This window comes from Dolichospermum heterosporum TAC447, from assembly GCF_024584745.1.
GTDB classification, from domain to species: domain Bacteria; phylum Cyanobacteriota; class Cyanobacteriia; order Cyanobacteriales; family Nostocaceae; genus Dolichospermum; species Dolichospermum heterosporum.
The window spans coordinates 3648021-3672885 of the sequence record NZ_CP099464.1; the positions used below are offsets into that span (position 1 = coordinate 3648021).

Annotated in this window: 21 protein-coding genes and 4 pseudogenes; 9 read left to right on the forward strand and 16 right to left on the reverse strand. The window is 36.6% G+C overall.

The window, feature by feature from the left end; genetic code table 11:
• Positions 1 to 104 precede the first annotated feature (104 nt).
• The 5 genes from NG743_RS16300 to NG743_RS16315 form a co-directional block, all read right to left on the reverse strand.
• A complete protein-coding gene (locus tag NG743_RS16300; RefSeq protein WP_257120445.1) occupies positions 105 to 1430 on the reverse strand; it encodes a dihydrolipoamide acetyltransferase family protein in 1326 nt (441 codons plus the stop codon).
• A 654-nt stretch (positions 1431 to 2084) separates the two neighbouring features.
• A complete protein-coding gene (locus NG743_RS16305; protein WP_257122144.1) occupies positions 2085 to 3680 on the reverse strand; it encodes an IS1634 family transposase in 1596 nt (531 codons plus the stop codon).
• A gap of 290 nt (positions 3681 to 3970) precedes the next feature.
• Positions 3971 to 4249, reverse strand: a complete 279-nt coding sequence (locus NG743_RS26925) for an archaeosortase/exosortase family protein (RefSeq protein WP_371316424.1) — start codon at positions 4247 to 4249, stop codon at positions 3971 to 3973.
• 501 nt (positions 4250 to 4750) lie between these two features.
• The gene (locus NG743_RS16310) at positions 4751 to 5200 is read right to left on the reverse strand and encodes a YlqD family protein (RefSeq protein WP_027403758.1); all 450 of its coding nucleotides are present in this window, start codon (positions 5198 to 5200) and stop codon (positions 4751 to 4753) included.
• Between the two features lie 91 nt (positions 5201 to 5291).
• Positions 5292 to 7256: an AMP-dependent synthetase/ligase gene (locus NG743_RS16315; protein WP_257120447.1), complete on the reverse strand. Its 1965-nt coding sequence runs from the start codon at positions 7254 to 7256 to the stop codon at positions 5292 to 5294.
• Positions 7257 to 7607: 351 nt separating this feature from the next.
• On the opposite strand from NG743_RS16315, the gene NG743_RS16320 reads away from it, so the two are divergent.
• Complete coding sequence (locus NG743_RS16320) at positions 7608 to 7844, forward strand: hypothetical protein (RefSeq protein ID WP_193962007.1); 237 nt, start codon at positions 7608 to 7610, stop codon at positions 7842 to 7844.
• A 261-nt stretch (positions 7845 to 8105) separates the two neighbouring features.
• Here the strand turns inward: NG743_RS16320 and recQ are convergent, their stop codons facing one another.
• The gene (gene recQ, locus NG743_RS16325) at positions 8106 to 10295 is read right to left on the reverse strand and encodes a DNA helicase RecQ (RefSeq protein ID WP_027403761.1); all 2190 of its coding nucleotides are present in this window, start codon (positions 10293 to 10295) and stop codon (positions 8106 to 8108) included.
• A 209-nt stretch (positions 10296 to 10504) separates the two neighbouring features.
• Here recQ and NG743_RS16330 point away from each other — a divergent pair, with 209 nt between their 5' ends.
• The 3 genes from NG743_RS16330 (at position 10505) to NG743_RS16340 (ending at position 13935) form a co-directional block, all read left to right on the forward strand.
• Complete coding sequence (locus tag NG743_RS16330) at positions 10505 to 11014, forward strand: hypothetical protein (RefSeq protein WP_257120448.1); 510 nt, start codon at positions 10505 to 10507, stop codon at positions 11012 to 11014.
• A gap of 315 nt (positions 11015 to 11329) precedes the next feature.
• The gene (locus tag NG743_RS16335) at positions 11330 to 13306 is read left to right on the forward strand and encodes an AAA family ATPase (protein WP_257120449.1); all 1977 of its coding nucleotides are present in this window, start codon (positions 11330 to 11332) and stop codon (positions 13304 to 13306) included.
• Positions 13303 to 13935 (forward strand): HNH endonuclease, encoded by a 633-nt coding sequence (locus tag NG743_RS16340; protein ID WP_257120450.1) that lies wholly within the window; start codon positions 13303 to 13305, stop codon positions 13933 to 13935. The genes NG743_RS16335 and NG743_RS16340 overlap by 4 nt, the downstream gene beginning before the upstream one ends.
• A 37-nt stretch (positions 13936 to 13972) precedes the next feature.
• Here the strand turns inward: NG743_RS16340 and NG743_RS26930 are convergent, their stop codons facing one another.
• Positions 13973 to 14071, reverse strand: a complete 99-nt coding sequence (locus NG743_RS26930) for a hypothetical protein (RefSeq protein WP_371316425.1) — start codon at positions 14069 to 14071, stop codon at positions 13973 to 13975.
• Between the two features lie 304 nt (positions 14072 to 14375).
• On the opposite strand from NG743_RS26930, the pseudogene NG743_RS27055 reads away from it, so the two are divergent.
• Together NG743_RS27055 and NG743_RS16350 are read left to right on the forward strand one after the other, a co-directional pair.
• A pseudogene (locus tag NG743_RS27055) lies at positions 14376 to 14516 on the forward strand (DUF4277 domain-containing protein); the annotation flags it as partial.
• Between the two features lie 157 nt (positions 14517 to 14673).
• Positions 14674 to 16140, forward strand: a pseudogene (locus NG743_RS16350) (IS1634 family transposase); the annotation flags it as partial.
• A 279-nt stretch (positions 16141 to 16419) separates the two neighbouring features.
• Here the strand turns inward: NG743_RS16350 and NG743_RS16355 are convergent.
• Positions 16420 to 17877: a HEAT repeat domain-containing protein gene (locus NG743_RS16355; RefSeq protein WP_257120452.1), complete on the reverse strand. Its 1458-nt coding sequence runs from the start codon at positions 17875 to 17877 to the stop codon at positions 16420 to 16422.
• A 141-nt stretch (positions 17878 to 18018) separates the two neighbouring features.
• On the opposite strand from NG743_RS16355, the gene NG743_RS16360 reads away from it, so the two are divergent.
• Positions 18019 to 18303, forward strand: coding sequence for a DUF427 domain-containing protein (locus tag NG743_RS16360; protein ID WP_027403764.1), 285 nt, complete (start codon positions 18019 to 18021; stop codon positions 18301 to 18303).
• Between the two features lie 7 nt (positions 18304 to 18310).
• Here the strand turns inward: NG743_RS16360 and NG743_RS16365 are convergent, their stop codons facing one another.
• Entirely contained in the window at positions 18311 to 18466 is a 156-nt protein-coding gene (locus tag NG743_RS16365) for a hypothetical protein (RefSeq protein ID WP_236630620.1), read from the reverse strand.
• A gap of 110 nt (positions 18467 to 18576) precedes the next feature.
• Complete coding sequence (locus NG743_RS16370) at positions 18577 to 19014, reverse strand: TOBE domain-containing protein (protein ID WP_027403765.1); 438 nt, start codon at positions 19012 to 19014, stop codon at positions 18577 to 18579.
• 110 nt (positions 19015 to 19124) lie between these two features.
• On the opposite strand from NG743_RS16370, the gene NG743_RS16375 reads away from it, so the two are divergent.
• Both NG743_RS16375 and NG743_RS16380 read left to right on the forward strand, forming a co-directional pair.
• Complete coding sequence (locus NG743_RS16375; RefSeq protein ID WP_027403766.1) at positions 19125 to 19979, forward strand: DUF72 domain-containing protein; 855 nt, start codon at positions 19125 to 19127, stop codon at positions 19977 to 19979.
• 33 nt (positions 19980 to 20012) lie between these two features.
• A complete protein-coding gene (locus NG743_RS16380; protein ID WP_027403767.1) occupies positions 20013 to 20441 on the forward strand; it encodes a hypothetical protein in 429 nt (142 codons plus the stop codon).
• Between the two features lie 132 nt (positions 20442 to 20573).
• Here the strand turns inward: NG743_RS16380 and NG743_RS16385 are convergent.
• The 6 genes and pseudogenes from NG743_RS16385 to NG743_RS16410 form a co-directional block, all read right to left on the reverse strand.
• Positions 20574 to 21890, reverse strand: a pseudogene (locus NG743_RS16385) (hydroxysqualene dehydroxylase); the annotation flags it as partial.
• 16 nt (positions 21891 to 21906) lie between these two features.
• Positions 21907 to 22764, reverse strand: coding sequence for an RNA-guided endonuclease InsQ/TnpB family protein (locus NG743_RS16390; protein WP_257120453.1), 858 nt, complete (start codon positions 22762 to 22764; stop codon positions 21907 to 21909).
• Positions 22765 to 22823: 59 nt separating this feature from the next.
• Positions 22824 to 23021, reverse strand: a pseudogene (locus tag NG743_RS16395) (FAD-dependent oxidoreductase); the annotation flags it as partial.
• A gap of 307 nt (positions 23022 to 23328) precedes the next feature.
• Positions 23329 to 24102 (reverse strand): 1-(5-phosphoribosyl)-5-[(5-phosphoribosylamino)methylideneamino]imidazole-4-carboxamide isomerase, encoded by a 774-nt coding sequence (gene hisA / locus NG743_RS16400; RefSeq protein ID WP_027403769.1) that lies wholly within the window; start codon positions 24100 to 24102, stop codon positions 23329 to 23331.
• A 64-nt stretch (positions 24103 to 24166) separates the two neighbouring features.
• Positions 24167 to 24460: a DUF3593 domain-containing protein gene (locus NG743_RS16405; protein ID WP_027403770.1), complete on the reverse strand. Its 294-nt coding sequence runs from the start codon at positions 24458 to 24460 to the stop codon at positions 24167 to 24169.
• Positions 24457 to 24792, reverse strand: a complete 336-nt coding sequence (locus NG743_RS16410; RefSeq protein WP_027403771.1) for a DUF2499 domain-containing protein — start codon at positions 24790 to 24792, stop codon at positions 24457 to 24459. The genes NG743_RS16405 and NG743_RS16410 overlap by 4 nt, the downstream gene beginning before the upstream one ends.
• Positions 24793 to 24865: the final 73 nt, after the last annotated feature.

Consider the following 24865-nt stretch of genomic DNA (forward strand, 5'->3'; position numbering starts at 1 on the left):
TGTTAGTTCTTAGAATCTGGAATTTGTATATGTTTATATTTTTTATAGATCCCCTTTTGAGATCCCCGACTTCTTTAAGAAGTCGGGGATCTGAGTATTAGTGCTTACATTGTCAAAGACTGAGGATTGGTTTCAATCAATTTTGCTAAGTCTTGCAAGAATCCGGCGGCATCAGCACCATAAATGATGCGATGATCACAGGTAACAGTTACTTGCATTTGTTGACGGACACCAAATAAGCCGTCGGCTGTGGCTACTACCTGAGGACGTGATGCACCAATGGCTAAGATAGAACCTTGTCCAGGCGGTAAAATGGCATCAAAGGTATCTACACCAAACATTCCCAAGTTGGAGAGGGTGAAAGTACCGCTGTTGTATTCTGCTGGTTGTAGCTGTTTGGCTCTAGCGCGTTCTACTAAGGATTTCCAGTTGCGAGATAAAGAGTAGATGTCAACTGTATCTGCATTTTGCAAAACGGGTGTTATTAAACCACCATCATCCATGGCTACGGCGACGGAAACGTTAATATTAGGATGATTGACAATTCCTTGGTCTGAGTAGCTGGCATTGAGGATGGGGTGCTTTTGCAATGTCACGGCTACAGCTTTGGCTAGTAGCGCGGTCATTGTTACGCCTTTAGACTTAATTTGTTTGTAAAGTTTATCAAGTCCATCGGTGCTAATTGTGTAACTAACACGGAATACAGGTACGGATAGACTGGCTACCATACCCCGAACTACGGCATTTTGTAAGGTAGTGAATGGTACTATTTGACCGGGAACAGCACTACTAACTACTGGTGCTACTATTGGTGCTACTATTGGTGCTGCTACTGGGGCGGCTACAGACACAGGTGCTGGGGCGGCTACTGGTACTGGTAGTGGGGCGGTAGTGACAACAGGGGTAGTAATTGGCTGAACTTTACCAACTGCAACTTCTACATCCTCAGCGACAATGCGACCGTAGGGACCGCTACCTGTGAGGGTATTTAAATCTACTTTGAGTTCTTTGGCTAGTTTACGGGCGCGGGGTGAAACTACGACTCTGCCCGGTTGATGGTTAGAACCATTTTGAGATGCGGTGACAGGGGAGGCAACTGCGGCAACTGCAACTGGTGTGGGAGCAGGTGTCGAGGAGGCAGCAGCGCCATCTGCATTGGCTAGGGACTTGGCTGTGGCTATTTCTGCTTCTGTTTCGGCAATGTAAGCGATCGCTGCGCCGACTGGTGCGGTTTCACCGGCAGGAACAATAATATGGGCGAGATATCCTTCATAGAAGGTTTCTACATCCATATCAGCTTTATCTGATTCGACAACCACCACCGTTTCGCCTTTCTCTACTTTATCTCCCGGCGACTTGACCCAGGAGACAATTTTGCCTTCGGTCATGGTGGAACTCAGCGCCGGCATAAATACTTCGTTAATGCTCATGATATGGTGGTTTCAGAATCAATAATATATGGACTTCAATCTACGAATTTTAACAGTTTTGTGATCAAGTGGGTGATTTTTTGGAAAAATCAGATTAATGAGAACTATCTGTTTTTTTGCCCAAAACACAACCGCCTACTTTATTGTCAGCGGTTTTGGGGAATTGAATGAATTTTTGTAAGAAGACAGTTCTTCCTTATCGTTTTCATGATAACAAATCCAAAATCATTTGTCAACCCCCTAATACTCTATTTTGGCGTTTGTATGGGAGTAAATCTTTTTGTCTAAGTAGGTGAACACAATAAAACCAAACTGTGTAACCCACATTCCGCACCCCAACTGTCACAGGAGTGGAATTACATAGGCAAGAAATAAAATTGAGAATAAAAAATAACATATTATCGAGAAAATACATTGGCAAAAAAGAAAAACACCAAAAATGGCATCAAAACCCATTGTCAATAAGGAGCAACAAGAATGAACACCACCCAGAGGGAGAAAAAGATAAATAAATGAAGATATTCAAGATACAGATTATAAGTTAGACTAATAAATTGAAGTAAAAAACGAAATTATAGACATAGTAAAATAGAGCAATAAATCAAACAGATTAGCTCCTAAATCTGATATTAATTAAATTAATGGAGAGAAGAATTAAGTGGCTAATTGATAGTAATGAAAACAATCATCTGGTAAAAGATTCAGAATAAAATCCCTATCTTGAGTCCAATTAGAGACGTGTTGTTCGTTGTTATATTCAACTAAATGAATACACTGAAAGCATTGAAAAATCCAGCGTAAAGTAGGACGGTCAGTTGCTTTACCTAATTGATTTTTAATTGTTGATTTAGAATCTTTCAGAGCATTTCTAATTTGACGTTGAGCCAAAGTATAAACCAGTAGACATAAACCCATAATCATTCCCAGAGACTCTATTCTCTCAGGACTTTTGAGAAAAATACTGTCTGCAAAAAATAATGGGTCTTTAAGAAAACCGAACCCCCGCTCACAAGACTGTTGAGCTTTATATTCACTCAGCATGGAATCATTGCTAAGTTCATTTGAATCTAAAACATTCGTAGCAATAATAAAACGTCCTGCACTCAGCAATTCTGTATTAATTTTACTTTCATTTTCGGAAACTGTAGCTGATATTTGGTAAGATATTTCTTCTGAAGAATCTTTTGTCTTAAATTTGATTTGAGTAACCAAAATTTCGTTAATTTGATGATATTTGAATTGTTTTGATAATTTTGATAATGCCTTGATAGCATCAGCCTCACAAGCAAATCTCTCTTGTGATAACTTTTTCAAATCTTTCACAGCTTTTGATTCTGCTTTGGTAATTTTTTGTCTGAGCTTACGCAGGTCTGATTCTCTTCTTTCTTGACTTTGCACTACTAACCATCTTTGTTCTATCCCTGCATAATTTTCGGTTTTTGATGCTAATTTATATCCTGGTATTGTACTATCAATAAATTCTGATTCTGGTAATGTTGATATTAATGATTTTGCTGCTTTTATGCTTAATGGTACTCGACATAACCAACGTAATTCTGACATCATTTTCAGGTTTGATTCTGTATATAAAGCAGCGTCAGCAACGATGAGACTATTAACTTCTAATTGTTTTTGATATTCTACTGCTATTTGACCAAAGCATGATGAATCTGTTTGGTTTCCTGATGCTAGTTTTAAAAATATTGGTATGTCTCCATCTCCTGAACATTTCATTTCTATGATGAATTGTTTTAAATCTGGTCTATGGTCACGGGAATAACCGTAGGTGATGGTTATCTCTTTTGGTGATTTTACTGCTAATTCTTCTAATTCTTGGTTATTTCCTACTTTTTGATTCTCAAATATTACTTCTGGTAAACTTGTATTATATTGCCCATGCACGTGTATTGATGATGAGTCTAAATGCGACGTTGACAGTGATACTCCAAATTTTTGTGCTGCTTTTAAGGCTATGATAAAAAATAGTGTATCCAATCCTTTGATAAATAGTTTATCCATAACTCTCCCCAGTTTATCGTCGTTGAGATATTCTGGTTTTACTCCTGCTCCTATTAGATGTTCACAGGCGATTGTTTCAAAATATTGGGGAAACATATATAAGGGTTTCGATACAAATCCTAACCCGTTTATTATCATGGCTTTTACTACTTGACCTGCACTTACTTTCTCGTCTTTTTCAACTCCTATTAATTCATTTATTATTTCTACTATTCCGATTGAATCTATCATCCCTGCTACTATCCCTAGATGATCTATGTTTTGAATTTCTATTTCTTGGGGTTTTAATTTCACAACAGATTCCTCTACTTGTTCTATTGTGATTCTCTCATTTCTTGCTTTTGTGAACAATTAATTTTTTAATCATATCGAATTTTCTCTTTCTTTCAGTCCCGTTACGAAGTTCCACTTTCTCACTCCATGCCCAGCTTAATGCTACTTACTATCATTAAGCCTCTTACCCTTCGAATGATTTTTAGTTATTATGTACTACTCGCTAGGCTTTTTTGATATGTGACAGTTCAGGGTGCGGAATGTGGGCTAATAAGGAATGAAAGGATAAAAGGCAAATAAATATTTTTCAGTAAAAAGGGAAAAAGAATGACTAGCGTGATGGAAACTCTTAATAGCATGAGCAGGAGTGATATCCCAGTACATGGATCATATATATCAATCGCGCCACCATTAACATAAACTATAGTCCCCTGATTCACGGAATCAAATCCCAAGTACCATAAAACAAAAGAGGTTATTTTCGCAGAAATAAGTGTGACAGAAACCCGACTCGACAATACCGACAATAATCGAATAAAGTCGAAAACTTGATAGTAAGATAGGACTTATGCACTGTACAAACTTACGATCATATTAATGAACGAAATTGCGTCGTTTTCGGCTTTGGGAATAACTTATTGAGTAGGGTGCGTCAGATAGAGGAAATCTGTTTTTTACCAAATTATCGGGTCTGACGCACTTATTGAGTAGGGTGCGTCAGATAGAGGAAATCTGTTTTTTACCAAATTATTGGGTCTGACGCACCCTACAAGAGATAAAATCTACATTACATATTTAGAAACCTTTGTCAATGCGTAAGCCCTATAAGATTAATTAGCAGGAACAAAGCCAAACTATCTAATTGATTATAAATTGGGTAGTGTGTCAAAAATTTCGGTTTTTAGCTATTATTAGTAATATTTATCTTTTAGAGATTCAATATAGTCATTTATTTATCAAACAAGCGATCGCTTCCCCTGCTTCAAGAAATATCCCCGACTTCTCCAAGAAGTCGAGGATTAAGTTGTTTAGATATCTCCGCGAATTTCTTCAACAATGCCATCACGCAGGACAACTTCTACCTGCATTTTACTAATCAAGTTATCACCTGGTTCGATGCGGAAAAAGCTTTCCATTTGAAATTGGTTGACTTCTTGATCTAATTCCAACAATTGTACTTGCTGGAGGTTTTGCAGCATTTGGTTTTTCTGCTCTAGGAGTTCACTTTTCTTTTGATTGACTTGCAGTTGAATATTGTCAATTTGTTGGAGTGTTTGGGGTCCTGGTGGTTGAACACTTTGCTTTTGAATGGCACTAATTGCTCTTTGTCCTTCAACGTCTAGTTGTTGTAGTTGTTGGTCAACTTGATTAATCTGAGCTTGGAGTTGCTGTTGTACTTCCTCTTTCCAGAGACTAGTAACTATGGCTTTGACATTAATTGGGCGTTTTAAAAGCAATTGAGGGTTGGAGACATCCATAAAATTTGTACGTTCACTCTTAAATAGTTTGTAGTGTGGAGAGGAGTCAGTAGGGGGTTCCCCGCCCAAGATTTAGGGGGAAATTAGGAAATTATTTAGCAAACATCTTGTCAATAATATCGCAATATCGTTCCATGACAACGTGACGACGGATTTTCAGAGTTTGTGTCATGAGTCCATTTTCAATTGAGAATTGTTCCTCAATGAGTTTGAATGGTCCAATACGATCATCGGCTCGATAGCTGGGACGGTTTTGGACTTCCCGATTTAATTCTTGACGAAACAAATCCTGGACTATTCTACTCTCTAAGTCAATCTTTGCGGTATGATTTTCAGATTGGTTCCATGCGGCTAATGCTTCTAGGTTAGGAACAATCAGAGCGCCAATGCTACGTTGATCTTGTCCTACTAACATAATTTGGTCAATATAGGGCGATCGCAAACAAGCATCTTCTATAGGCTGTGGTTCAATATTTTCCCCGTTGGTTAAAACAATGGTGTCTTTTGCTCTACCTGTTAATACTAGGTCATTTTCAGGTGTCACCCACCCTAAATCACCACTGTCAAACCAACCTTCTGCATCTATAGCTTTGTTTGTAGCTTCGGGATTTTGATAATATCCCTGCATGATTTGTGGACCTTTGAGCAGCACTAAACCCCGTTCTCCGACTGGTAGAGGTTGCCGAGTCTCAGGATTGACAATTTTTACTTCCGTACCCGGAATTGGTTGCCCCGAAGAACCCCGTAAATTTCGCCAAGGACGACGAGCATTAGTTACTGGTGAGGTTTCTGTCAAACCATAACCTTGTAAAATTTCCACACCAACAATTTCAAAAAAGTTATCTATATATGCAGGTAGCGCCCCACCACCACTAATAACGTGCTTAATTTTTCCACCTGTGGCTTCTCGCACTTTGGCATAAACTAATTTTTCGCCTAGTATATGGAGTGGCAACAAGACTAATTCTGCTATTTTAGCTTGGGAACGTTCAACAAGTGAGGTGTGAATGTGATTTAAGCTCAATCCCTGGGAAATACGCCGCGCTTCAACATATTTCTGGCTCATATCCAGTAAAAATTTGACCAAACTTTGTTTTTTAGCTGGTTGTTCGCGGAATTGTTTTTGCACTCCTTCATAAATTGATTCCCATAAACGAGGAACAGCAATCATATAATTGGGTTTGAATTTCTTCAAATCATTTTTGACAGACCGCAAATTAGTGTAAATTTGGGTACAGCCTTGAGAAAGTAGAAAATACTCACCACTGCGTTCATAACTATGCCATGTGGGCAAAATACTCAGGACAATATCTCCTTTTTCCGGTTGTACTACTGCCCTTAAACTTTTAACTTGGTGCAGTAAATTTTTGTGAGATAGCATCACACCCTTGGGTTTTCCCGTAGTTCCAGAGGTATAAATTAGGGTCGCTAATGTTTCACCAGTGTGCTTAGTTGCTACTATGGTGTTATTGCTACCAATTTCTAATAACCGGGTAAAGTTCACCACTGGGAAATTAAATTCTGTGGGTGGTGTTTCATCAGAAAGCAGAACTACGAGTTTAATCGGTAATTCATCGAGTCCTGACCCTAATTTATTGAGAGTTTTGATATCCTCAACTACCAAGGCTGTACTACCACTGTGGGAAATAATATAAAGTAGTTCTTCTGGGTCTGCTTGGGCGCTACGGACTGCATTTACCGCTCCAGCAGTCATAATACCTTGATCGGCAATAAACCAGCGAGGACTATTATCAGCAATCAGGGAAATCCGTTCACCATAGGGAAGAGTTTCGCTATGGTGGGTATTGATACCTAGCGCTTGCAAACCAGCCGCAAATAGTTGAATTTGCTCTGACAACTGACCATAGGTAATTTTTACTTCTGGTTTAGAGTGAGGATTATGTAGAGCAATAATATTATCAAATTTCTTTGCCGCTAGAGTCCAAATTTCTGGTAATAACTCAACATTTGTGTAATCTACGGAACTCTGTAATGCTAGACTTTCTTGTGCAGAAATGTTATTGAAGAAAGAAGTTGCAGATTGTTTTTTTGTCATAAATGCTACTGTTAAATTCAATTAGAGACTTCCAATTCAAATAATATCCCAAAATTTCTTGTGGTGCGGGCATCTTACCTGCTAATAATACAAGGATGTGCAAGATGCCCGTCCCACAAGATTGGATTATCTTTTTTGTGGGGTTCTCTTAATAACGCTATTTAATATTTAGTTTACACATTAATTGATAACAATTACTGAATTATTACCTTTCCATTATAAAAATCTATGCTAAACTGATTTTATATAAGCTAAATACTATGGTTAGGTCTTACTACATTTCCATATATTTTAAGACTAACCAAACTGTTCCTATGTAATTTCGTCGGGGAGTAATTCCCTATAGATTTGATGGATGTATTATTTCTCACTGTCATCAATGCGGGGGCTTGTTTAGCTTTACCCAAGCTGCTGTCTATAATTTTGGCTCGTAAACCTCAAGAATCTCAACCATTTTCTATTGTATCTGATTGCCAACCCGCCAAAATGGGAATAACTAGTTTTCCCTACTGTACAGCCTACGCATTAACTGGTAGTCAATTTTGTAAATTTAGCCCGCGTTTTTGTAATCAATGTTCTCCTAATTAAGGAGAGTGTTAGCGCGTATTCCCTGTATTCCCTGCATTTGGGCGTATTCCCTGTATTTCCTGCACTTGGGCGCAGGCCCTGCGCCCCTACTGGATTTCTATTTAAAAATTCAAAGTTGCAAAATAAAGATGTTTCGATCATCAGTAGTTATAAAAAGGAGTTATTTATGAATTTAATAGATGGTATATTTTTAACACTATTAAATGCGGCTATTTGTTTGGTTTTACCTAAGCTGCTATCTTTGGCTTTATCGGCTAAAAACTAAAAGTCAATATCATCTTTAGGAGATTTCTGTTTTTCCCGTCGCCATTTTGCTCTAACTAAACGAATTTCATCAAAACTGTAGCTTTCACCTAAATTTTCCCGAATAGGCGTGAGTGAAATATCACCAACAACTTCTAAGACATTCCATATTTTCTTTTGGCGTTCTAGGGGGACTAATTTACTTAAGTCTAAAGATTGTTTTTTCTCAATTAAATCTGAGAGATGACGGATAATTGTCGTGGGGCGAATATTGCGTTTTTGGGCGATTTCTTCAATACTCAATCCTTGGTTATATAACTCTAATGTAGTTAATTCTGTGCCAGATGGTGAGTGAGAATAAGGTGAGGAACTAACTCGATTAATAGTTTTTTCTGGCAAACCTTGTTGTTGGCAATAAGTCTGAATTTCTGCTAAGAACCTTTCGCCATACTGAGATAATTTATGGCTACCAACGCCGGAGAGATTGCCAAATTCATCTAAGGTTTTGGGTTGGCTTTGTGCCATTAATTTTAAGGTAGAATCATGGAAGATAACGTAGGGTGGCACGGCTTGTTCGTCTGCGAGTTGTTTACGAAGCGATCGCAATTTTTGCATGAGAACTTCCACATCTGCGGATTTGCCACTTCCCTCTTCCCAAGTCATCTTTTTGACTGTAGGAACAGCAATGGAAACTGTGCGTTGTTTTCGCATGACTTCCCAGCTTAAAGCATTTAGTTTTAAAACTGAATAACCATCAGCCGTTTGTTCTATTAATCCTTGATGTAATAAGGATCTACATAACATTCGCCATTCATCTACTGTTTTATCTTTGCCAATTCCATAGGTAGAAAGTTGATCATGTTTATTAACAATAATTCTCTGATTTTTTCCACCTCGCAAAACATCAATAATATGCAGCATTCCAAATCTTTCTTTACACCTAGCCACACAAGATAAAAATTTCATGGCTTCAATTGTCCAATCTTGAACAGGTTTGGGATAAAGACAATTATCACAATTTCCGCAATTGCCGGGAAATCTTTCCCCAAAATAACTTAATTGAATTGTGCGTCTACAATCTGTCCCTTCCGCATAATCAATTACCTGTCTTAGTTGCTGTTTAGCTATTAATTGTTCTTGAGGATCGGTTTTTTGATTAATACTCCATTCTATAGTTTTAATATCACCATAATTGAAAAATAATGTACATTTAGAAGGTTCATCATCTCTACCGGCTCGCCCTGATTCTTGATAGTAACTCTCTAGATTTCGGGGTAAATCGGAATGCACCACAAACCGCACATCAGGTTTATTAATGCCCATACCAAAGGCAACGGTGGCTACCATTACTCGCACATCATCCCGAATAAACCGAGTTTGATTTTTTGATCTTTCATCATCACTTAAACCAGCATGATAAGGCAAAACAGAAATCTTATCATTTTGGAGTTTTAAAGTTATTTCATCAACTTTTTTGCGAGTTAAACAATAAATAATTCCTGAACCTTCATTTTCTCTAACTATTTCTAATAATTCGGCGTAAGCGCGGTTACTCTTAGCCCGGACTTCATAATAAAGATTTTGGCGGTTAAAACTAGCAATATGAATACTTGGTTGTTTTAATCCTAATTGTTCAATAATATCAGCCCTGACTCTATCTGTAGCGGTAGCGGTGAGGGCAACTGTAGGCACATCAGGATAACGTTTGCGGAGTAATCTTAATTGCCGATATTCTGGGCGGAAATCATGTCCCCATTCTGAGACACAATGGGCTTCATCAATGGCAAAGGTGGAAATCCCCACTTTTTCCTTAACTACGTCTAAAAGGGGGAGAAATCGGTCACTAATAAGGCGTTCTGGGGCGACATAAAGCAATTTTATTTTACCATTCATGATCGCTTCTTCACGGGAGCGAACTTTATAGGCGTTGAGACTACTATTGAGAAATGTGGCAGAAATGTTATTAGTTCGCAGTGCTTCTACTTGATCTTGCATTAAAGCTATCAAGGGTGAGACTACCACTGTTAAACCGGGTTTTAAAAGTGCCGGTAATTGAAAGCACAGAGATTTACCCCCACCTGTGGGCATGATTACCATTAAATCACGATTCTCTAGTGCATCTTCGATAATTTGCCGTTGTCCAGGGCGAAATTGATCATAACCAAAATGATGTTTTAAAGATTTTTCTAGGTCTGGGTACTGAAGCATGGTAGATGGCTGTTGCGTGTCTGAGTTGTGATGAATATATTAGAATTTTAACGCACGTTGGGGAATTGGTAGAGGGATAGTAGTTATAATTATAGACACAAGATGGAGGGAAATTGTCTGAGAGGGTAGCGTGGTATAGTCATATCAGGATTTGAGTATGAACAGAGGATGAGAGTTTTATCACCAATTACTAATTATAGGAAATAACTATGACGCAAGAATTAATGGAGTTAAGACAAACTATATTAGAAGGGCGTTATGATGATGCCTTGGAAATTCTTGATGATTTGGAGGAGATAAGCAAACAGGGAACTTTGCGAAAAATAGAAGCTTTTTTAGTGAGGTTGGTTATTCATCTGATTAAAAATCAAATTGAACAGCGTTTAACTAATTCTTGGATTGCTTCAATTTCTGATTCTGTGATTCAAATTGCCAAGTTGAATATTAAAGATAATCAAAAATCCTATTATATTAAATCTGATGAATGGGGTGAATATTTAGCAGAAGCCGTAGAAATGGCAATTCGTCCAGCTAGTGCGGAGATTTTTGGCGGTACGTTAAAACCGAGTCAGGTTTCTCAAAGATTACAAGAAAAAGAATTAATTGATTTTGCTGAAAATCTTTTGTTGTTAACTTATGAATATCAACCTAAAGAGTTAACAAAGATGATTGATAATTATTTATCACAATTACCAGGAGGTGAAGATTGGTTTGAGTAGTTTGGGCAAAACTAAGTTGGTTGAAGATAATGAAGTAATGAATGACCAACTTGGCGTAGATATATGCTTTTGTTGTCTTCGTGATGATAAGATATTAGATGAACGAACCACGAAGGAGCGAAGGTAGCGAAGGAAGAAGAGTTTTAGAGAGTTTTTGCGTTAGTTCTGGTAGATTGTGTTTGTTGGATATTTTTTGTCATAAACTAGGTAAGCTAGTTTTAAAAATTATCCAGGTTTTTGTATTTTGCTATTTTGTGAAAGAATTTAACCTATAATTTCTTCGGATTAATTTAAAAAAGTGAACCGGATAAACTCATGTTTATTAGTATTGACCAGATTAGAGATTCTCTTAAATATTTGGAAAAGGTAGATTCTTTTTGGGGAATTACTTTTTTAAAATTTAAACAATTACAATTACCAGTAGGTAATACTATTGAAATATCTCTACATTCAGAAATTAAAGATTTTTTAGAAAATTATTATAAACCCTGTAAGGAATCAGCATATTCTTATAGATGTTTCCGTTTACCAAAAAATGAAAAAAGATGGATAACAGTTAATATATATATAGGTTCTATTATACAAGATTTTTATAAAGAACCATTTAGAGAATCATTAAATAAATTTGAAGAAGAATTAAATCATCGAATATATGGAATCCTTCAACAAGCCTTAAATTATCAAAGCAATGATGACTTGGGGTGGAAAGATAACTATATTGAAATTTTGAAATCTTGTTTATATAACAATCAAGTAATTCCTGCTTTTCATTTAGCTGTCTGGATATATTGTGAAAAAGAATGGTCATCTGAAACAACACCAAAAGATATTATTCAAAATTTCAAAAATGAATTTTTATTAAATGAACAAGAAATTAATCAATTATTTGATATTTCTATACCTAAAAATATCAATATAAACCAACTTTTTCAAGACAAAGTAGTGTCTTGGGAAGAATTAAAAACTGTTATTGGTAAACCTCCAGATATTTTACCAGAAGAAGGTGCTTTAACTTATTTAGAAATACAAGGTGTAGGCGCTGCAAAAAAACTTTGTTTTGAACCGGCAGAACGACTGAGTTTAATCACAGGTGATAATGGATTAGGTAAAACTTTTTTACTAGAATGTGCTTGGTGGGCTTTAACTGGACAGTGGGCAAATTTACCAGCATATCCAACGCAAACTGCAAGTGATGATGAACCTGTAATTACATTTCAAATTTCTGGAGATTCTGAATCTGATACAGAGAGTATTTCTTATGATTGGCAGCTTCAAAGATGGAATGAAATTAAAAATCGCTCAACTATTCCAGGTCTTTTAATTTATGCCAGAGTAGATGGTTCTTTTGCCGTATGGGACACAGCAAAACAATATTTGTCATCTTCTTCACGGATTAGAAATATTGAGAAAAAACCACTTCCTTTTGTGTTTACAAAAGATGAGTTATGGAATGGTCAAAAAGATGAAAATGGCAATACTTTTATTAATGGATTATTACAAGATTGGATTCAATGGCAAAGTAGACCAGATAAATATCCATTTAACACCTTAGTAAAAGTATTAGAACGTTTATCACCACCATCTGAAGGTGATTTAGGAATTTTGAAACCGGGAGAACCTGTCAGACTTCCTTATGATGCTAGAGAAATTCCCACTATAGAACATCCTTATGGAACTGTTCCCATTATTCATGCTTCCGCAGGGGTACAGCGGATAATTACAATGGCTTATTTGATAGTTTGGGCTTATGAAGAACATAAAATACAATCAAAACTTATCCGCAGAGAACCACAGAAGAGAATGGTTATTTTAGTGGATGAATTAGAAGCACATCTTCACCCCCAATGGCAAAGGGCTATCTTACCTGCTTTGTTAGATGTGAGAGATGATTTAGCATCTGATTTACAAGTGCAAATTATGGTTGCTACTCATTCTCCTTTAGTTATGGCATCTGTAGAACCTAGATTTGATGAAAGAGTTGATAAGCTATTTAGTTTAGAACTGGTGAAAAGCGATTTATCAGGTAATGAAGTCCAAATTGAAGAACTTCCTTTTATCCGTCAAGGTGTGGTAGACTCTTGGTTAATGTCTGATGTTTTCAAATTGCGTCATGCTCGTTCTTTGGAAGCAGAAAAGGCTATAGAAGCAGCGAAAGTTTTACAATTATCAGATAATCCAAATTCGGAAGATGTGGCAAAAGTATCAAATGATTTGGCAAGGTATTTATCAGAAGATGATGAATTTTGGCCGAGGTGGGTTTATTTTGCAGAACAGCATGGAGTAAACTTGTGATTCCTATTAAACCCCAGCCTGAACCTGATGATTTCGACAAAAAAGTTAGACAACCAGGTTTAGCTTTTTTAAGCAGATTTCCTAATCCTAGCAATAAAGATTACGAAAATAACAAAGCTACCTATTGGCGAGAATCATTAAGTGATTTATATGATGCTTATAATCATATTTGTGCATATTCAGCACAATGGATTTCGTTTGACACAGGTAGCCCAACAGTTGATCATTTTATTCCCAAATCTAAAGAGCATAAATCTGCTTATGAATGGGATAATTTCCGCCTTGCTTGCTCAAAAATGAACTCTAAAAAACATACATATCTCGATGTTATAGATCCTTTTGCATTACCAGCAGATAGTTTTATTATTAATTTTCCTTCTATGTTGATTAAACCTAATAATAATCTTTTAGAGCCACTAAAAGGAAGGGTAATTTCTACAATTGCACGGCTTAAACTCAATGAAGAAAATCGTCCTCAAAGGAGATTTAAGCTGTTAAAGGAATATTATACACAGGACTATCCCTTTAAACATTTAAAAAAAATAGCCCCGTTTATTGCTTATGAATTAGAACGTCAAGACTTAGTAGAAGTAGACAAGATAGCAAAAATTATGGGTGTGAAAATATAACCCAGCAAACAGAAAAATGGAAAATATTTCTGATAAATCAAGAATGATGCCAAGCTTGATAAAATTCTGGATAGGGCATATTTTGGGCGCAATTCCAAATCAAATCATAGTCTTCACTATCTAGCTTATAGCCCACATTCCGCACCCTGAACTGTCACATATCAAAAAAGCCTAGCGAGTAGTACATAATAACTAAAAATCATTCGAAGGGTAAGAGGCTTAATGATAGTAAGTAGCATTAAGCTGGGCATGGAGTGAGAAAGTGGAACTTCGTAACGGGACTGAAAGAAAGAGAAAATTCGATATGATTAAAAAATTAATTGTTCACAAAAGCAAGAAATGAGAGAATCACAATAGAACAAGTAGAGGAATCTGTTGTGAAATTAAAACCCCAAGAAATAGAAATTCAAAACATAGATCATCTAGGGATAGTAGCAGGGATGATAGATTCAATCGGAATAGTAGAAATAATAAATGAATTAATAGGAGTTGAAAAAGACGAGAAAGTAAGTGCAGGTCAAGTAGTAAAAGCCATGATAATAAACGGGTTAGGATTTGTATCGAAACCCTTATATATGTGGCTCTTGCGTCTCTTTTATGGTGATTGAGGATTGATGATAACAAAACCCTTACGGGACAAGGGTTATAAACAATTATTTCCATATTTTCAATGAAATGCCTACACAATAGGGCTTTCAATGATTTTGAACCAGGGTTTCCATAAAAATAACCGAAGAACCATATATGTTTCCCCAATATTTTGAAACAATCGCCTGTGAACATCTAATAGGAGCAGGAGTAAAACCAGAATATCTCAACGACGATAAACTGGGGAGAGTTATGGATAAACTATTTATCAAAGGATTGGATACACTATTTTTTATCATAGCCTTAAAAGCAGCACAAAAATTTGGAGTATCACTGTCAACCTCGCATTTAGACTCATCATCAATACACGTGCATGGGCAATATAATACAAGTTTACCAGAAGTAATATTTGAGAATCAAAAAGTAGGAAATAACCAAGAATTAGAAGAATTAGCAGTAAAATCACCAAAAGAGATAACCATCACCTACGGTTATTCCCGTGACCATAGACCAGATTTAAAACAATTCATCATAGAAATGATATGTTCAGGAGATGGAGACATACCAATATTTTTAAAACTAGCATCAGGAAACCAAACAGATTCATCATGCTTTGGTCAAATAGCAGTAGAATATCAAAAACAATTAGAAGTTAATAGTCTCATCGTTGCTGACGCTGCTTTATATACAGAATCAAACCTGAAAATGATGTCAGAATTACGTTGGTTATGTCGAGTACCATTAAGCATAAAAGCAGCAAAATCATTAATATCAACATTACCAGAATCAGAATTTATTGATAGTACAATACCAGGATATAAATTAGCATCAAAAACCGAAAATTATGCAGGGATAGAACAAAGATGGTTAGTAGTGCAAAGTCAAGAAAGAAGAGAATCAGACCTGCGTAAGCTCAGACAAAAAATTACCAAAGCAGAATCAAAAGCTGTGAAAGATTTGAAAAAGTTATCACAAGAGAGATTTGCTTGTGAGGCTGATGCTATCAAGGCATTATCAAAATTATCAAAACAATTCAAATATCATCAAATTAACGAAATTTTGGTTACTCAAATCAAATTTAAGACAAAAGATTCTTCAGAAGAAATATCTTACCAAATATCAGCTACAGTTTCCGAAAATGAAAGTAAAATTAATACAGAATTGCTGAGTGCAGGACGTTTTATTATTGCTACGAATGTTTTAGATTCAAATGAACTTAGCAATGATTCCATGCTGAGTGAATATAAAGCTCAACAGTCTTGTGAGCGGGGGTTCGGTTTTCTTAAAGACCCATTATTTTTTGCAGACAGTATTTTTCTCAAAAGTCCTGAGAGAATAGAGTCTCTGGGAATGATTATGGGTTTATGTCTACTGGTTTATACTTTGGCTCAACGTCAAATTAGAAATGCTCTGAAAGATTCTAAATCAACAATTAAAAATCAATTAGGTAAAGCAACTGACCGTCCTACTTTACGCTGGATTTTTCAATGCTTTCAGTGTATTCATTTAGTTGAATATAACAACGAACAACACGTCTCTAATTGGACTCAAGATAGGGATTTTATTCTGAATCTTTTACCAGATGATTGTTTTCATTACTATCAATTAGCCACTTAATTCTTCTCTCCATTAATTTAATTAATATCAGATTTAGGAGCTAATCTGTTTGATTTATTGCTCTATTTTACTATGTCTATAATTTCGTTTTTTACTTCAATTTATTAGTCTAACTTATAATCTGTATCTTGAATATCTTCATTTATTTATCTTTTTCTCCCTCTGGGTGGTGTTCATTCTTGTTGCTCCTTATTGACAATGGGTTTTGATGCCATTTTTGGTGTTTTTCTTTTTTGCCAATGTATTTTCTCGATAATATGTTATTTTTTATTCTCAATTTTATTTCTTGCCTATGTAATTCCACTCCTGTGACAGTTGGGGTGCGGAATGTGGGTTATAGCGACGTAAAGCTTGCACCACCAAGAATATATCTTTATTGCTAGTGACTATCTTTCCTAAGCTTTTAGCGGCTAGTTTATGGGTGTACTCATTCTGTGATTTATCCAGAAGTTGCACTAAGGCGGCAATGGCTTTTTCATTATTCATACCTATATTGCCTAAGCTTTCTAGTGCATAGACAATAATTTCATCATTTTCTGATGTGTTAATAAGTTGCAATAAAGCGGAGATAGCTTTTTCGTTACCAGGATCTATACTTCCTAAGCTTTCGGCTACTTGCACAAGGATAGACTCATTCTGTGATGTGTCCAGGAGTTGCCCTAAAGTAGAGATGGCTTTTGTATCACCTTTGCCTATCTCTCCTAGTGTATAAAGTGCTTGAATAAGAGCTTCATCATCCTCTGATACATCTAAAATTTGGATTAAATCGGTAATGGCTTTTTCGTGATCAGTTTCTATTTTATCTGGGGTTGTAGCCGCTTGGAGAATAACGGCTTTTTGGTGGTTATTGTCTATTTTCCCTAATTGACTTGTATATTTATTGCCTGATTTATCTAGTAATTGTACTAGAGCAGAAATGGCTTTTTCATTGCCAATGCCTATTTTACCTAAGCTTTCAGCTAGTTGCCAATAAATAGCATCATTTTGTGCTGTATCTAAAATCTGCACTAAGGCGGAAATAGCTTGTTCATTACCATAGCCTATTTCTCCTAAGCTTTCAGTCGCTTGCTTACGGATATCATTATTATCTGATGTAGTTATAATTTTTACTATGGCGGAAATAGCTTGTTCATTACCATAGCCTACTTTTCCTAAGCTTTTAACTACTCGTCTACGGATGTCTTTATCCTGTGACGTATTCAATAGTTGGGTTAAAGCGGAAATGGATTTTTCACTACCAGATCCGATTGTTTCTAAGCTGGTAATGGCGAGAAAAAGGGTAAAATTTTGTTGTAATGTGTTGATTGATTGGACTAAAGTATCTATGGCTTTGGTTCTGTCGGTTTCTTGAAGTCCTACAGTGACTTGCTGTTCAATGCTATTGAAACGATAATAATCTAATTTCCAATTTACCAGTTGTTGAACTATGTTATCAGCTTTTGCCGATTCTGGGAATTGAGCGATCGCCGCTGCTGCTAAAAAATAGGCGCGATAACCATAAAAACCCTTACCCTGATATGGTACACAGCCATCTTCAAAATTGACCAAAGCTTGAATAAATGCCTCTTTTGACTCTTTGGGTACATCTTCCCGTCCAAACCAGGATAATATTGCTGGTTGCCATTGGGGTTCAAAAATGCGGTATGCTTGATTGTCTATGGGTTGATTTTTATGGTTTTTGGGCAAGAAGGCATCCCAATCATCAATCGCCGTTGTGGCAAAATCCTCTGGTTTCATAGGTTTACTATAATCAATAAAAGTTATTTCGAGATTGACAGGTGGTATTTTGAAAAAAATTACTAGAATTCACTGTATCACGTTGGTAAATTATCATTTTAAATGTAACAATATGAATTATTAACTTTTTTTGAGACTCAAATCATGAAAGCAATTTGGAACGGTGCTATTCTAGCCGAAAGCAATAATACGGTAGTTGTGGAAGGAAATCATTATTTCCCGGTTGACACTATTAATAAGGAATACTTTACAGACAGCAGCACTCATACCACTTGTCCTTGGAAAGGGGTTGCCAGTTACTATAGTATTGAAGTTGGTGGACAAGTTAATAAAGATGCCGCTTGGTACTATCCTAGCACTAAGGAAAAGGCTAAAAATATCCAAGGTTATGTTGCTTTCTGGAAGGGCGTAAAAGTCGAGGCTTAGACTAAGATTAAATTAACCATATAGCCATTGTAGCCATTGTAGCCATTGTAGCCATTGTAGCCATTGTAGCCATTGTAGCCATTGTAGCCATTGTAGCCATTGTAGCCATTGTAGCCATTGTAGCCATTGTAGCCATTGTAGCCATTGTAGCCATTGTAGCCATTGTAGCCAGGGAATAAATTCCCTGTCTAATAGCTAAAGTCGGTTGAAACCGACTAATTTTTTCTAGCTTTTTGAAGTTTGAGAAAGTTTATTTACATCTATTTCTAATTTCTAATCTTTGGCGATAACAATATCATTAGATTTAATTACAGCATAGGCTTCTGTCCCTTCAGATAATTCTAACTCCTCAGCCGAAACCCTAGTAATCATGGAAGTTAATTCAACTTTATGCACAATTTCTAAAGTTATTTCGGCATTTATACTGCCTGTAGTTACTCGTTTTACAACTCCTTTTAAAACATTACGAGAACTAACTTTTAAGGCTTTTTTGGGACTAACAATTTCAAATTCAATATTTTTATTTTTTGTTTCTACTTGTTCCGGTGAAGTTGATGATATAGGCGGTGCTGAATATTGTTTAAGTCCCCGGACTAATTCTCGCAAAATCTCTGTTTTAGTCCGTTGGGAACTTTGACAAAATTCTTCTAATATCTTGCGTTCTTCTTCAGATGCTTGGAATGTCACCCAACCCTGGTCTTTTCTTGGCATAAAATTACTAATTTATTTAGCAAGTATAATCTTTATACAATAATATCAATAGTCAATGTTTTTTATCGAATTGTATAATTAAATAAAACATATCCAAGCATTTTAATTTTGTGAACTTTTATATCGGGTGTGCAGTTTGGGCGTACAAGGGTTGGTTGGGAGAACTTTATCCCCCAGGAACTCGCAATGCTGACTTCTTAAATCTTTACAGTCGCCGCTTTAGCACTGTAGAAGGAAATACTACTTTCTATGCCACACCTAACGCAGAAACCGTTACTCGTTGGGCGACAGAAACGCCACCAGGGTTTGAATTTTGCCTGAAATTACCGCAAAATATCACCCACCAAAAATTACTACAACCCCATATTCCCGAAGCCTTAGCTTTTTTGGAGAAAATGCGCCCTTTAGGTACTCATTTGGGTCCCCTATTTGCCCAACTCCCTCCCAGCTATTCTCCGGCTTTACTGGACGATTTGACGGCTTTTTTGACGGCTTGGCCGCGCACAGAGACACCCTTAGCATTGGAAGTTAGACATAGTGAGTGGTTTCAAGAACCTCATGCTAGTAATTTGACAGCATTACTAGAGGAATTAGGTGTGGGAAGAGTATTATTAGATTCACGTCCAATTTATACCGGAGATGATGACCCGCAATTATTATCAGAACGACGTAAACCCAAATTACCTGTGCAATTTAGTATAACTGCGCCTTTTGCTTTGATTCGTTTTATCTCTCACCCACAGTTACCAATGAATCAGATATTTATGGAGGAGTGGGTTAGACAAATTCAAGAATGGTTACAAGCAGGAATAAAAATTTATTTCTTTGTGCATTGTCCCATAGAAGATATGTCTCCTCATAATGCCCGTTATTTCCAACAGTTATTAGAAGAAAGTGGTGTAGTCGTTCCCCCTCTTCCTGAGAATAATTTACAACAATCTTCGCATCAACTCAGTCTGTGGTAATAATATAATACTTATCCCTCTAAGGAGATTTAAATGAATCGGCTGCTTTATGAAAGTTCTGTTGCATATAAAGGATATTTAATTATCCCTTTTGTTTTTGGCAAGGTTGATGATTATGAAATCTATTCATATAAGTTATTAGCGGAAGTTGGACATAAAAGCCGGTTTCATGGTTCAGAAAATCCAGCGGCAATGTATAGTAATACTGTTACCAATATTGTTGATATTGCTAAAGAACATATTGATCTAAATATGGACTTTGTGAGTCAAGGTAATTTTTTTCAATCACGCTATGTTTATCGTCATAATCTAATTATTGTTTATCAAAGAAATAGTAGATGTTATTATGACCATTATGCACCAGACTCATTAACTAATATTGCCGCCCCCAAATTATTTTCATCACCTTATGAATGTTTAAATTGGGTGCAAAAAGGTTTAGATGGTAGAAAAAGAGCCTAAATTATTTAGGTTGGGTTGACGTAAGGAAACCCAACATTATTATAGCGTTTTTCGTTTGAGTGAAATACAAAAACCCCACCCCCAACCCCCTCCCCGCAAGCGAGGAGGGGGCTTTTTAATTCTTGTCTTATCTTATGGCAACCAGAAATTAGGTAAAATAGATTTACCCACATCTCGAACAACTTGATTGATATTTCTGGCAAATTGGATATGATTTTCGTCTGCTTCCACTGCTAAAATATTGGCTTTTTCCCCAGTTTCTAAATAGGAAATAGCTAAATTTGCAGCTTCTAAACCTGTGACATAAGCCTTTTCTTGTGACCATGAACCATGACGGTTAATAATCCAATCTCCACTCATAAACAGATTTTGTAAACTTGTCTTAGCTGGTAACAGATAACGATAACTACCAGGGGCAAAATGTGTCACTGCATTTGCTAAACGAATCACACTACTATCTATGACTTTCGCTTCTCTAAAACCGGGAATACATTTTGTTAAATAACCTTGAACTATTTGCACAATTTCCTCATCACTTAAATGCAGAAATTGATTAGCGTGATAAAAATCTGCTTCTATTACTGTTCCTGGTTCATTTTTAAATTCATCATGTAAAGCATTCAAATCAAAAAATGTCCATCCTGTAGAATCATCAAAACCAAAACAAGCATTAGAAGGACGGGGAATATCTATTTTTCTATCAAACCATAACCGAGTTGCTAAAACATCAACAGCCCCTAAATTATTTAAGTTTCTAAATTCTGGACGATTTTGTAAACTCGGACTACTGGAAACAATCTTTTTCATTCCTGTGACACCGACGGAAAAGATTACAGCGTCAGCATCAAAAATTTCATCATTGCAAACTACACCTTTAACGTGATTATTGCTATCTATAATTACATCTGTAACTTTATGTTTAGATAGAACTCTTGCACCTAATTTTTCTATTTGTTCTACCCAGGGACGGAAGATTTTTTCTCCCACAGTTCCACGACACCAAACCACATCAAAATCCGGTTGATGTGCCAGAATAAAATAATATAACATTCCCAATGTGTCCGCCGCCGAACATTGTTCACCCGGGGCAAATAAACCCACTAATAACATTGGTTCAAAAGCTTCTTTATAGAGTCGGGCAGAAACACCAAAAGTTTTGAATAATTCACGGGCTGTCAGATAATCGTAACGTTTCCAAGCCTGATCTGAATTATCAAAATCAATCAAACTATAAAGTAAGGGTAAGGCACTCAAACGGTCAATTAATGGTAATCTTTGAAATTGAGGATATATAAAAGTTCCTAAAGGTGTGGGAAGTCTAGGTAAATCTTGAAAAATCGGAGATTCTACTTCCAAACCTGCGGGAGAATATTGTGCGGAACGAGTCCAAGTTGTAAACGGACTAATTCCCAATTCATTAATCAGAGAAAAAATATTTCTGTAAGGATAGTTACTAAAAATATAGTCAAATATTTCCAGCTTGGTAAGGCTTACACCTTACAGGGCTAACTACAAGCCTCTCTACTGAGTTTCTATCAAAGATAGACTCCCCAACTACTTTTCTTAATATATTCAGAGAACCGTTTAAATCTGCTGAATAAGGCTGACCCGACTTAGACCTAAATAAACCTCTTTTCACTCTTTTTCCCAAATATTGCTCATGCTTTTTGATTGGTTCAAAATCCAGAAAACTACATTTTGAGGTATAGCTTTCTTCTACAATTTGTACCTTAATTCCTACAAGTTTAGCTTTGTATTCTAACTGTTGGATGAATCGCGCATGAGGAATATTGGTAAAGTTTTGGTTAGTTTTACTCCCTAAGTTAATATTCTGTTTCCAATTCTCATTTTTACCTATAATTAAATGGGTTATATTTTGACTAACTAGCTGATTAATAATAAATCTACTAGCTGTGTGGAGGTAGTAATCCACTTTATTATTACGCTTGAGTGTTAATGCTTCTATTTTTCGAGAAGATTTTTGATTTTTAGGTAACTGAGATTGAAGACTAGCTTTAACTTTGTTGTAGAACTGGTTACAAGATCTAATTGCTTTGCCGCAAACAATAAAAGGTTGAAAATCTAAACAATTACTACTGACAGTAGCTAAGTTGTTTAGTCCTATATCAATCGCGGCGATTCTATTATTAACTTCTATGGTGGTTTCTTCTCTTTCATAAACTGCCTCAAGAATATAAACATTATTTTTAGGAATTATCCTCACTTCTTCAATTTGTGTTAGCTTAGTTTTAATACTTATGGGTAATCCCGAAGGTGAGATTAAACCTTGTTTTAAGGCTTTTTTGGAAACAGCATTCTCCAATCATCACACAAATGATTATATTTGACTATGTTTGACTATATTTTTGTGATTTAAACTCAATACCAAAAGCCATGAATACCGGCTTCTACGGATTTACCTGCGGCTGTTTGCCAACCTGCTACTAACCCACCAGGATATTGTCCAGCTTCTAGTAATGTGACATCATAACCTTGTTTGGCTAAATGGTAAGTAGCCCCTAAACCAGCCCAACCAGCACCAACAACGATGACTTTTTTCTGTTGTGATTCTTTTGACATTTTCCCTGATCATAATTGCACTCATTTAATAATGTATCTGATATTCAAGAATGCTGGAGTAATTAGACAGAGTGCAGGGGACAGGGTGAAGAGAAGTCATTTTGATCACTTAAAAGATAGACGTTAATCCGTAATTGAGTGCGCTAACGCAATGACGTTGTGTAATTAATTCTGTCTCACTACTTAATTGCACACAGTAGAGTGTTTTTCATAACCACTTCCCCGCAAGGGGATGAAAACTGTTATCTGTATTTTTCAGAAGCTTTGTAGAGAAATTCCAGAGAACATCTCTACAATCTTTTTCATTTTAAGCAATACTAGAAATACCGAAATTGGGAGGAATATCTTGCAGTCTTCCCGGACCAATAGCTTGTAATCCTTCTTTGAGAATAATATCACCCGTATACAAAGCTTTCCCAACTATCACACCTGTCACACCTTGGGGTTCTAAGGCTAATAAACTTAACAAATCCGTCACAGAACTTACTCCACCGGAAGCAATTACAGGTATGGAAGTTGCCGCTGCAAGTTCTCGTAATGCGTCTAAATTGGGGCCTTCTAGTGTGCCGTCACGGTTGATATCAGTGTAAATAATGGCTGCTGCACCTAGTTCTTGCATCTGTACTGCTAGTTGGGTGGCTAATACTGTTGATGTTTCTAACCAACCACGAGTTGCAACTAAGCCGTTACGGGCATCTATGCCAATAATAATTTGTTGGGGAAATTCTTGACAAAGTTCTTGGACTAATTGAGGTTGTTCGACGGCGACAGTGCCGAGAATTGCCCAATTTACACCCAGGTTGAATAATTGTACGACACTGGTGCGATCGCGCAATCCTCCCCCAACTTCAATGGGTATGTCAAGATTATTTCTAATGGCTTCTATGGCGGCTAAGTTGATAATTTTCCCAGCTTTTGCCCCGTCTAAGTCAACTAAATGCAGTCTTGTCGCGCCTTGGTCTGCCCACATTTTCGCTACTTCAACGGGGTTTTCGCTGAATACTTGCGATCGCTCGTAGTCTCCTTTGTATAGTCGCACACAGCGACCTTCTAGTAAATCAATTGCGGGGATTACTTCCATTTATTTTTTTCCTGATAAACAATAGTTTTTTCTCACGCAGAGGCGCAGAGAAGAAAGACGGAGTTTAATTTTTGCTTTTTAATTCCTGTACTGCTTGGCGAAAACCTAAGACTAGTAAGATGTTAGCAAGGGTTAAAAAGATTTCTGCACCACCATGTAACCAGTCTACATTGGCTAGTTGTTCTCCGTACTGCACTTTGGCGTAAATGGCGGCGGGGATGGTGATGGCGACAAATACCAATGTGCCGTAAAATCCATATAGGGCTAAACGTGGCATTTGTGGACTGCGGCTAATAAACCACAAGAAACCCAAATAGGGAAACAGAGAGAGGGCAAAGAGGGTTTCTTTTGATATCATTGTTCTGATTTGATAGATTGTGTCTCAGTGGGCTTTGCAGACTTGGTTGAACGCCAAATTACATAAGCTGCCGCCCAAAGGGTAAAGTTACCAACTAATGTCATGGTAGCTTGTAGGTTGACTAACCATTCTAATGATTCAGAATTGTCGAAATAATGCCAAGTACAAGCACACATTGCGCTAATTAAAGCTGGTAACATGGCAAAGGACAATCCCCACCAACTACGATTTTCTGTAAGTTCACCATATATCCAAATTAGCCAAATTGCGGCTATCCACTCAATGACGCTAGAAATATGAATTATCCAGGTGGGGATTGAAAGTACGTGCATAATTGTTTGTCAGTTGTCAGTTGTCAGTTGTCAGTGGTAGATAACTAGGTTAAAAAAATTGGTAGTCCAAAAT

What these genes read in the sequence shown, in the direction of transcription:
- NG743_RS16380 (WP_027403767.1), top strand. Translation starts at nt 20,013, where the DNA reads ATGAATCGGCTGCTTTATGAAAGTTCTGTTGCATATAAAGGATATTTA.
- NG743_RS16410 (WP_027403771.1), bottom strand. Translation starts at nt 24,792, where the DNA reads ATGCACGTACTTTCAATCCCCACCTGGATAATTCATATTTCTAGCGTC.
- NG743_RS16315 (WP_257120447.1), bottom strand. Translation starts at nt 7,256, where the DNA reads ATGACAAAAAAACAATCTGCAACTTCTTTCTTCAATAACATTTCTGCA.
- NG743_RS16370 (WP_027403765.1), bottom strand. Translation starts at nt 19,014, where the DNA reads ATGCCAAGAAAAGACCAGGGTTGGGTGACATTCCAAGCATCTGAAGAA.
- NG743_RS16310 (WP_027403758.1), bottom strand. Translation starts at nt 5,200, where the DNA reads ATGGATGTCTCCAACCCTCAATTGCTTTTAAAACGCCCAATTAATGTC.
- recQ (WP_027403761.1), bottom strand. Translation starts at nt 10,295, where the DNA reads ATGCTTCAGTACCCAGACCTAGAAAAATCTTTAAAACATCATTTTGGT.
- NG743_RS16335 (WP_257120449.1), top strand. Translation starts at nt 11,330, where the DNA reads ATGTTTATTAGTATTGACCAGATTAGAGATTCTCTTAAATATTTGGAA.
- NG743_RS16365 (WP_236630620.1), bottom strand. Translation starts at nt 18,466, where the DNA reads ATGGCTACAATGGCTACAATGGCTACAATGGCTACAATGGCTACAATG.
- NG743_RS16405 (WP_027403770.1), bottom strand. Translation starts at nt 24,460, where the DNA reads ATGATATCAAAAGAAACCCTCTTTGCCCTCTCTCTGTTTCCCTATTTG.
- NG743_RS16320 (WP_193962007.1), top strand. Translation starts at nt 7,608, where the DNA reads ATGGATGTATTATTTCTCACTGTCATCAATGCGGGGGCTTGTTTAGCT.
- NG743_RS16330 (WP_257120448.1), top strand. Translation starts at nt 10,505, where the DNA reads ATGACGCAAGAATTAATGGAGTTAAGACAAACTATATTAGAAGGGCGT.
- NG743_RS16355 (WP_257120452.1), bottom strand. Translation starts at nt 17,877, where the DNA reads ATGAAACCAGAGGATTTTGCCACAACGGCGATTGATGATTGGGATGCC.
- hisA (WP_027403769.1), bottom strand. Translation starts at nt 24,102, where the DNA reads ATGGAAGTAATCCCCGCAATTGATTTACTAGAAGGTCGCTGTGTGCGA.
- NG743_RS16305 (WP_257122144.1), bottom strand. Translation starts at nt 3,680, where the DNA reads ATGATAGATTCAATCGGAATAGTAGAAATAATAAATGAATTAATAGGA.
- NG743_RS16300 (WP_257120445.1), bottom strand. Translation starts at nt 1,430, where the DNA reads ATGAGCATTAACGAAGTATTTATGCCGGCGCTGAGTTCCACCATGACC.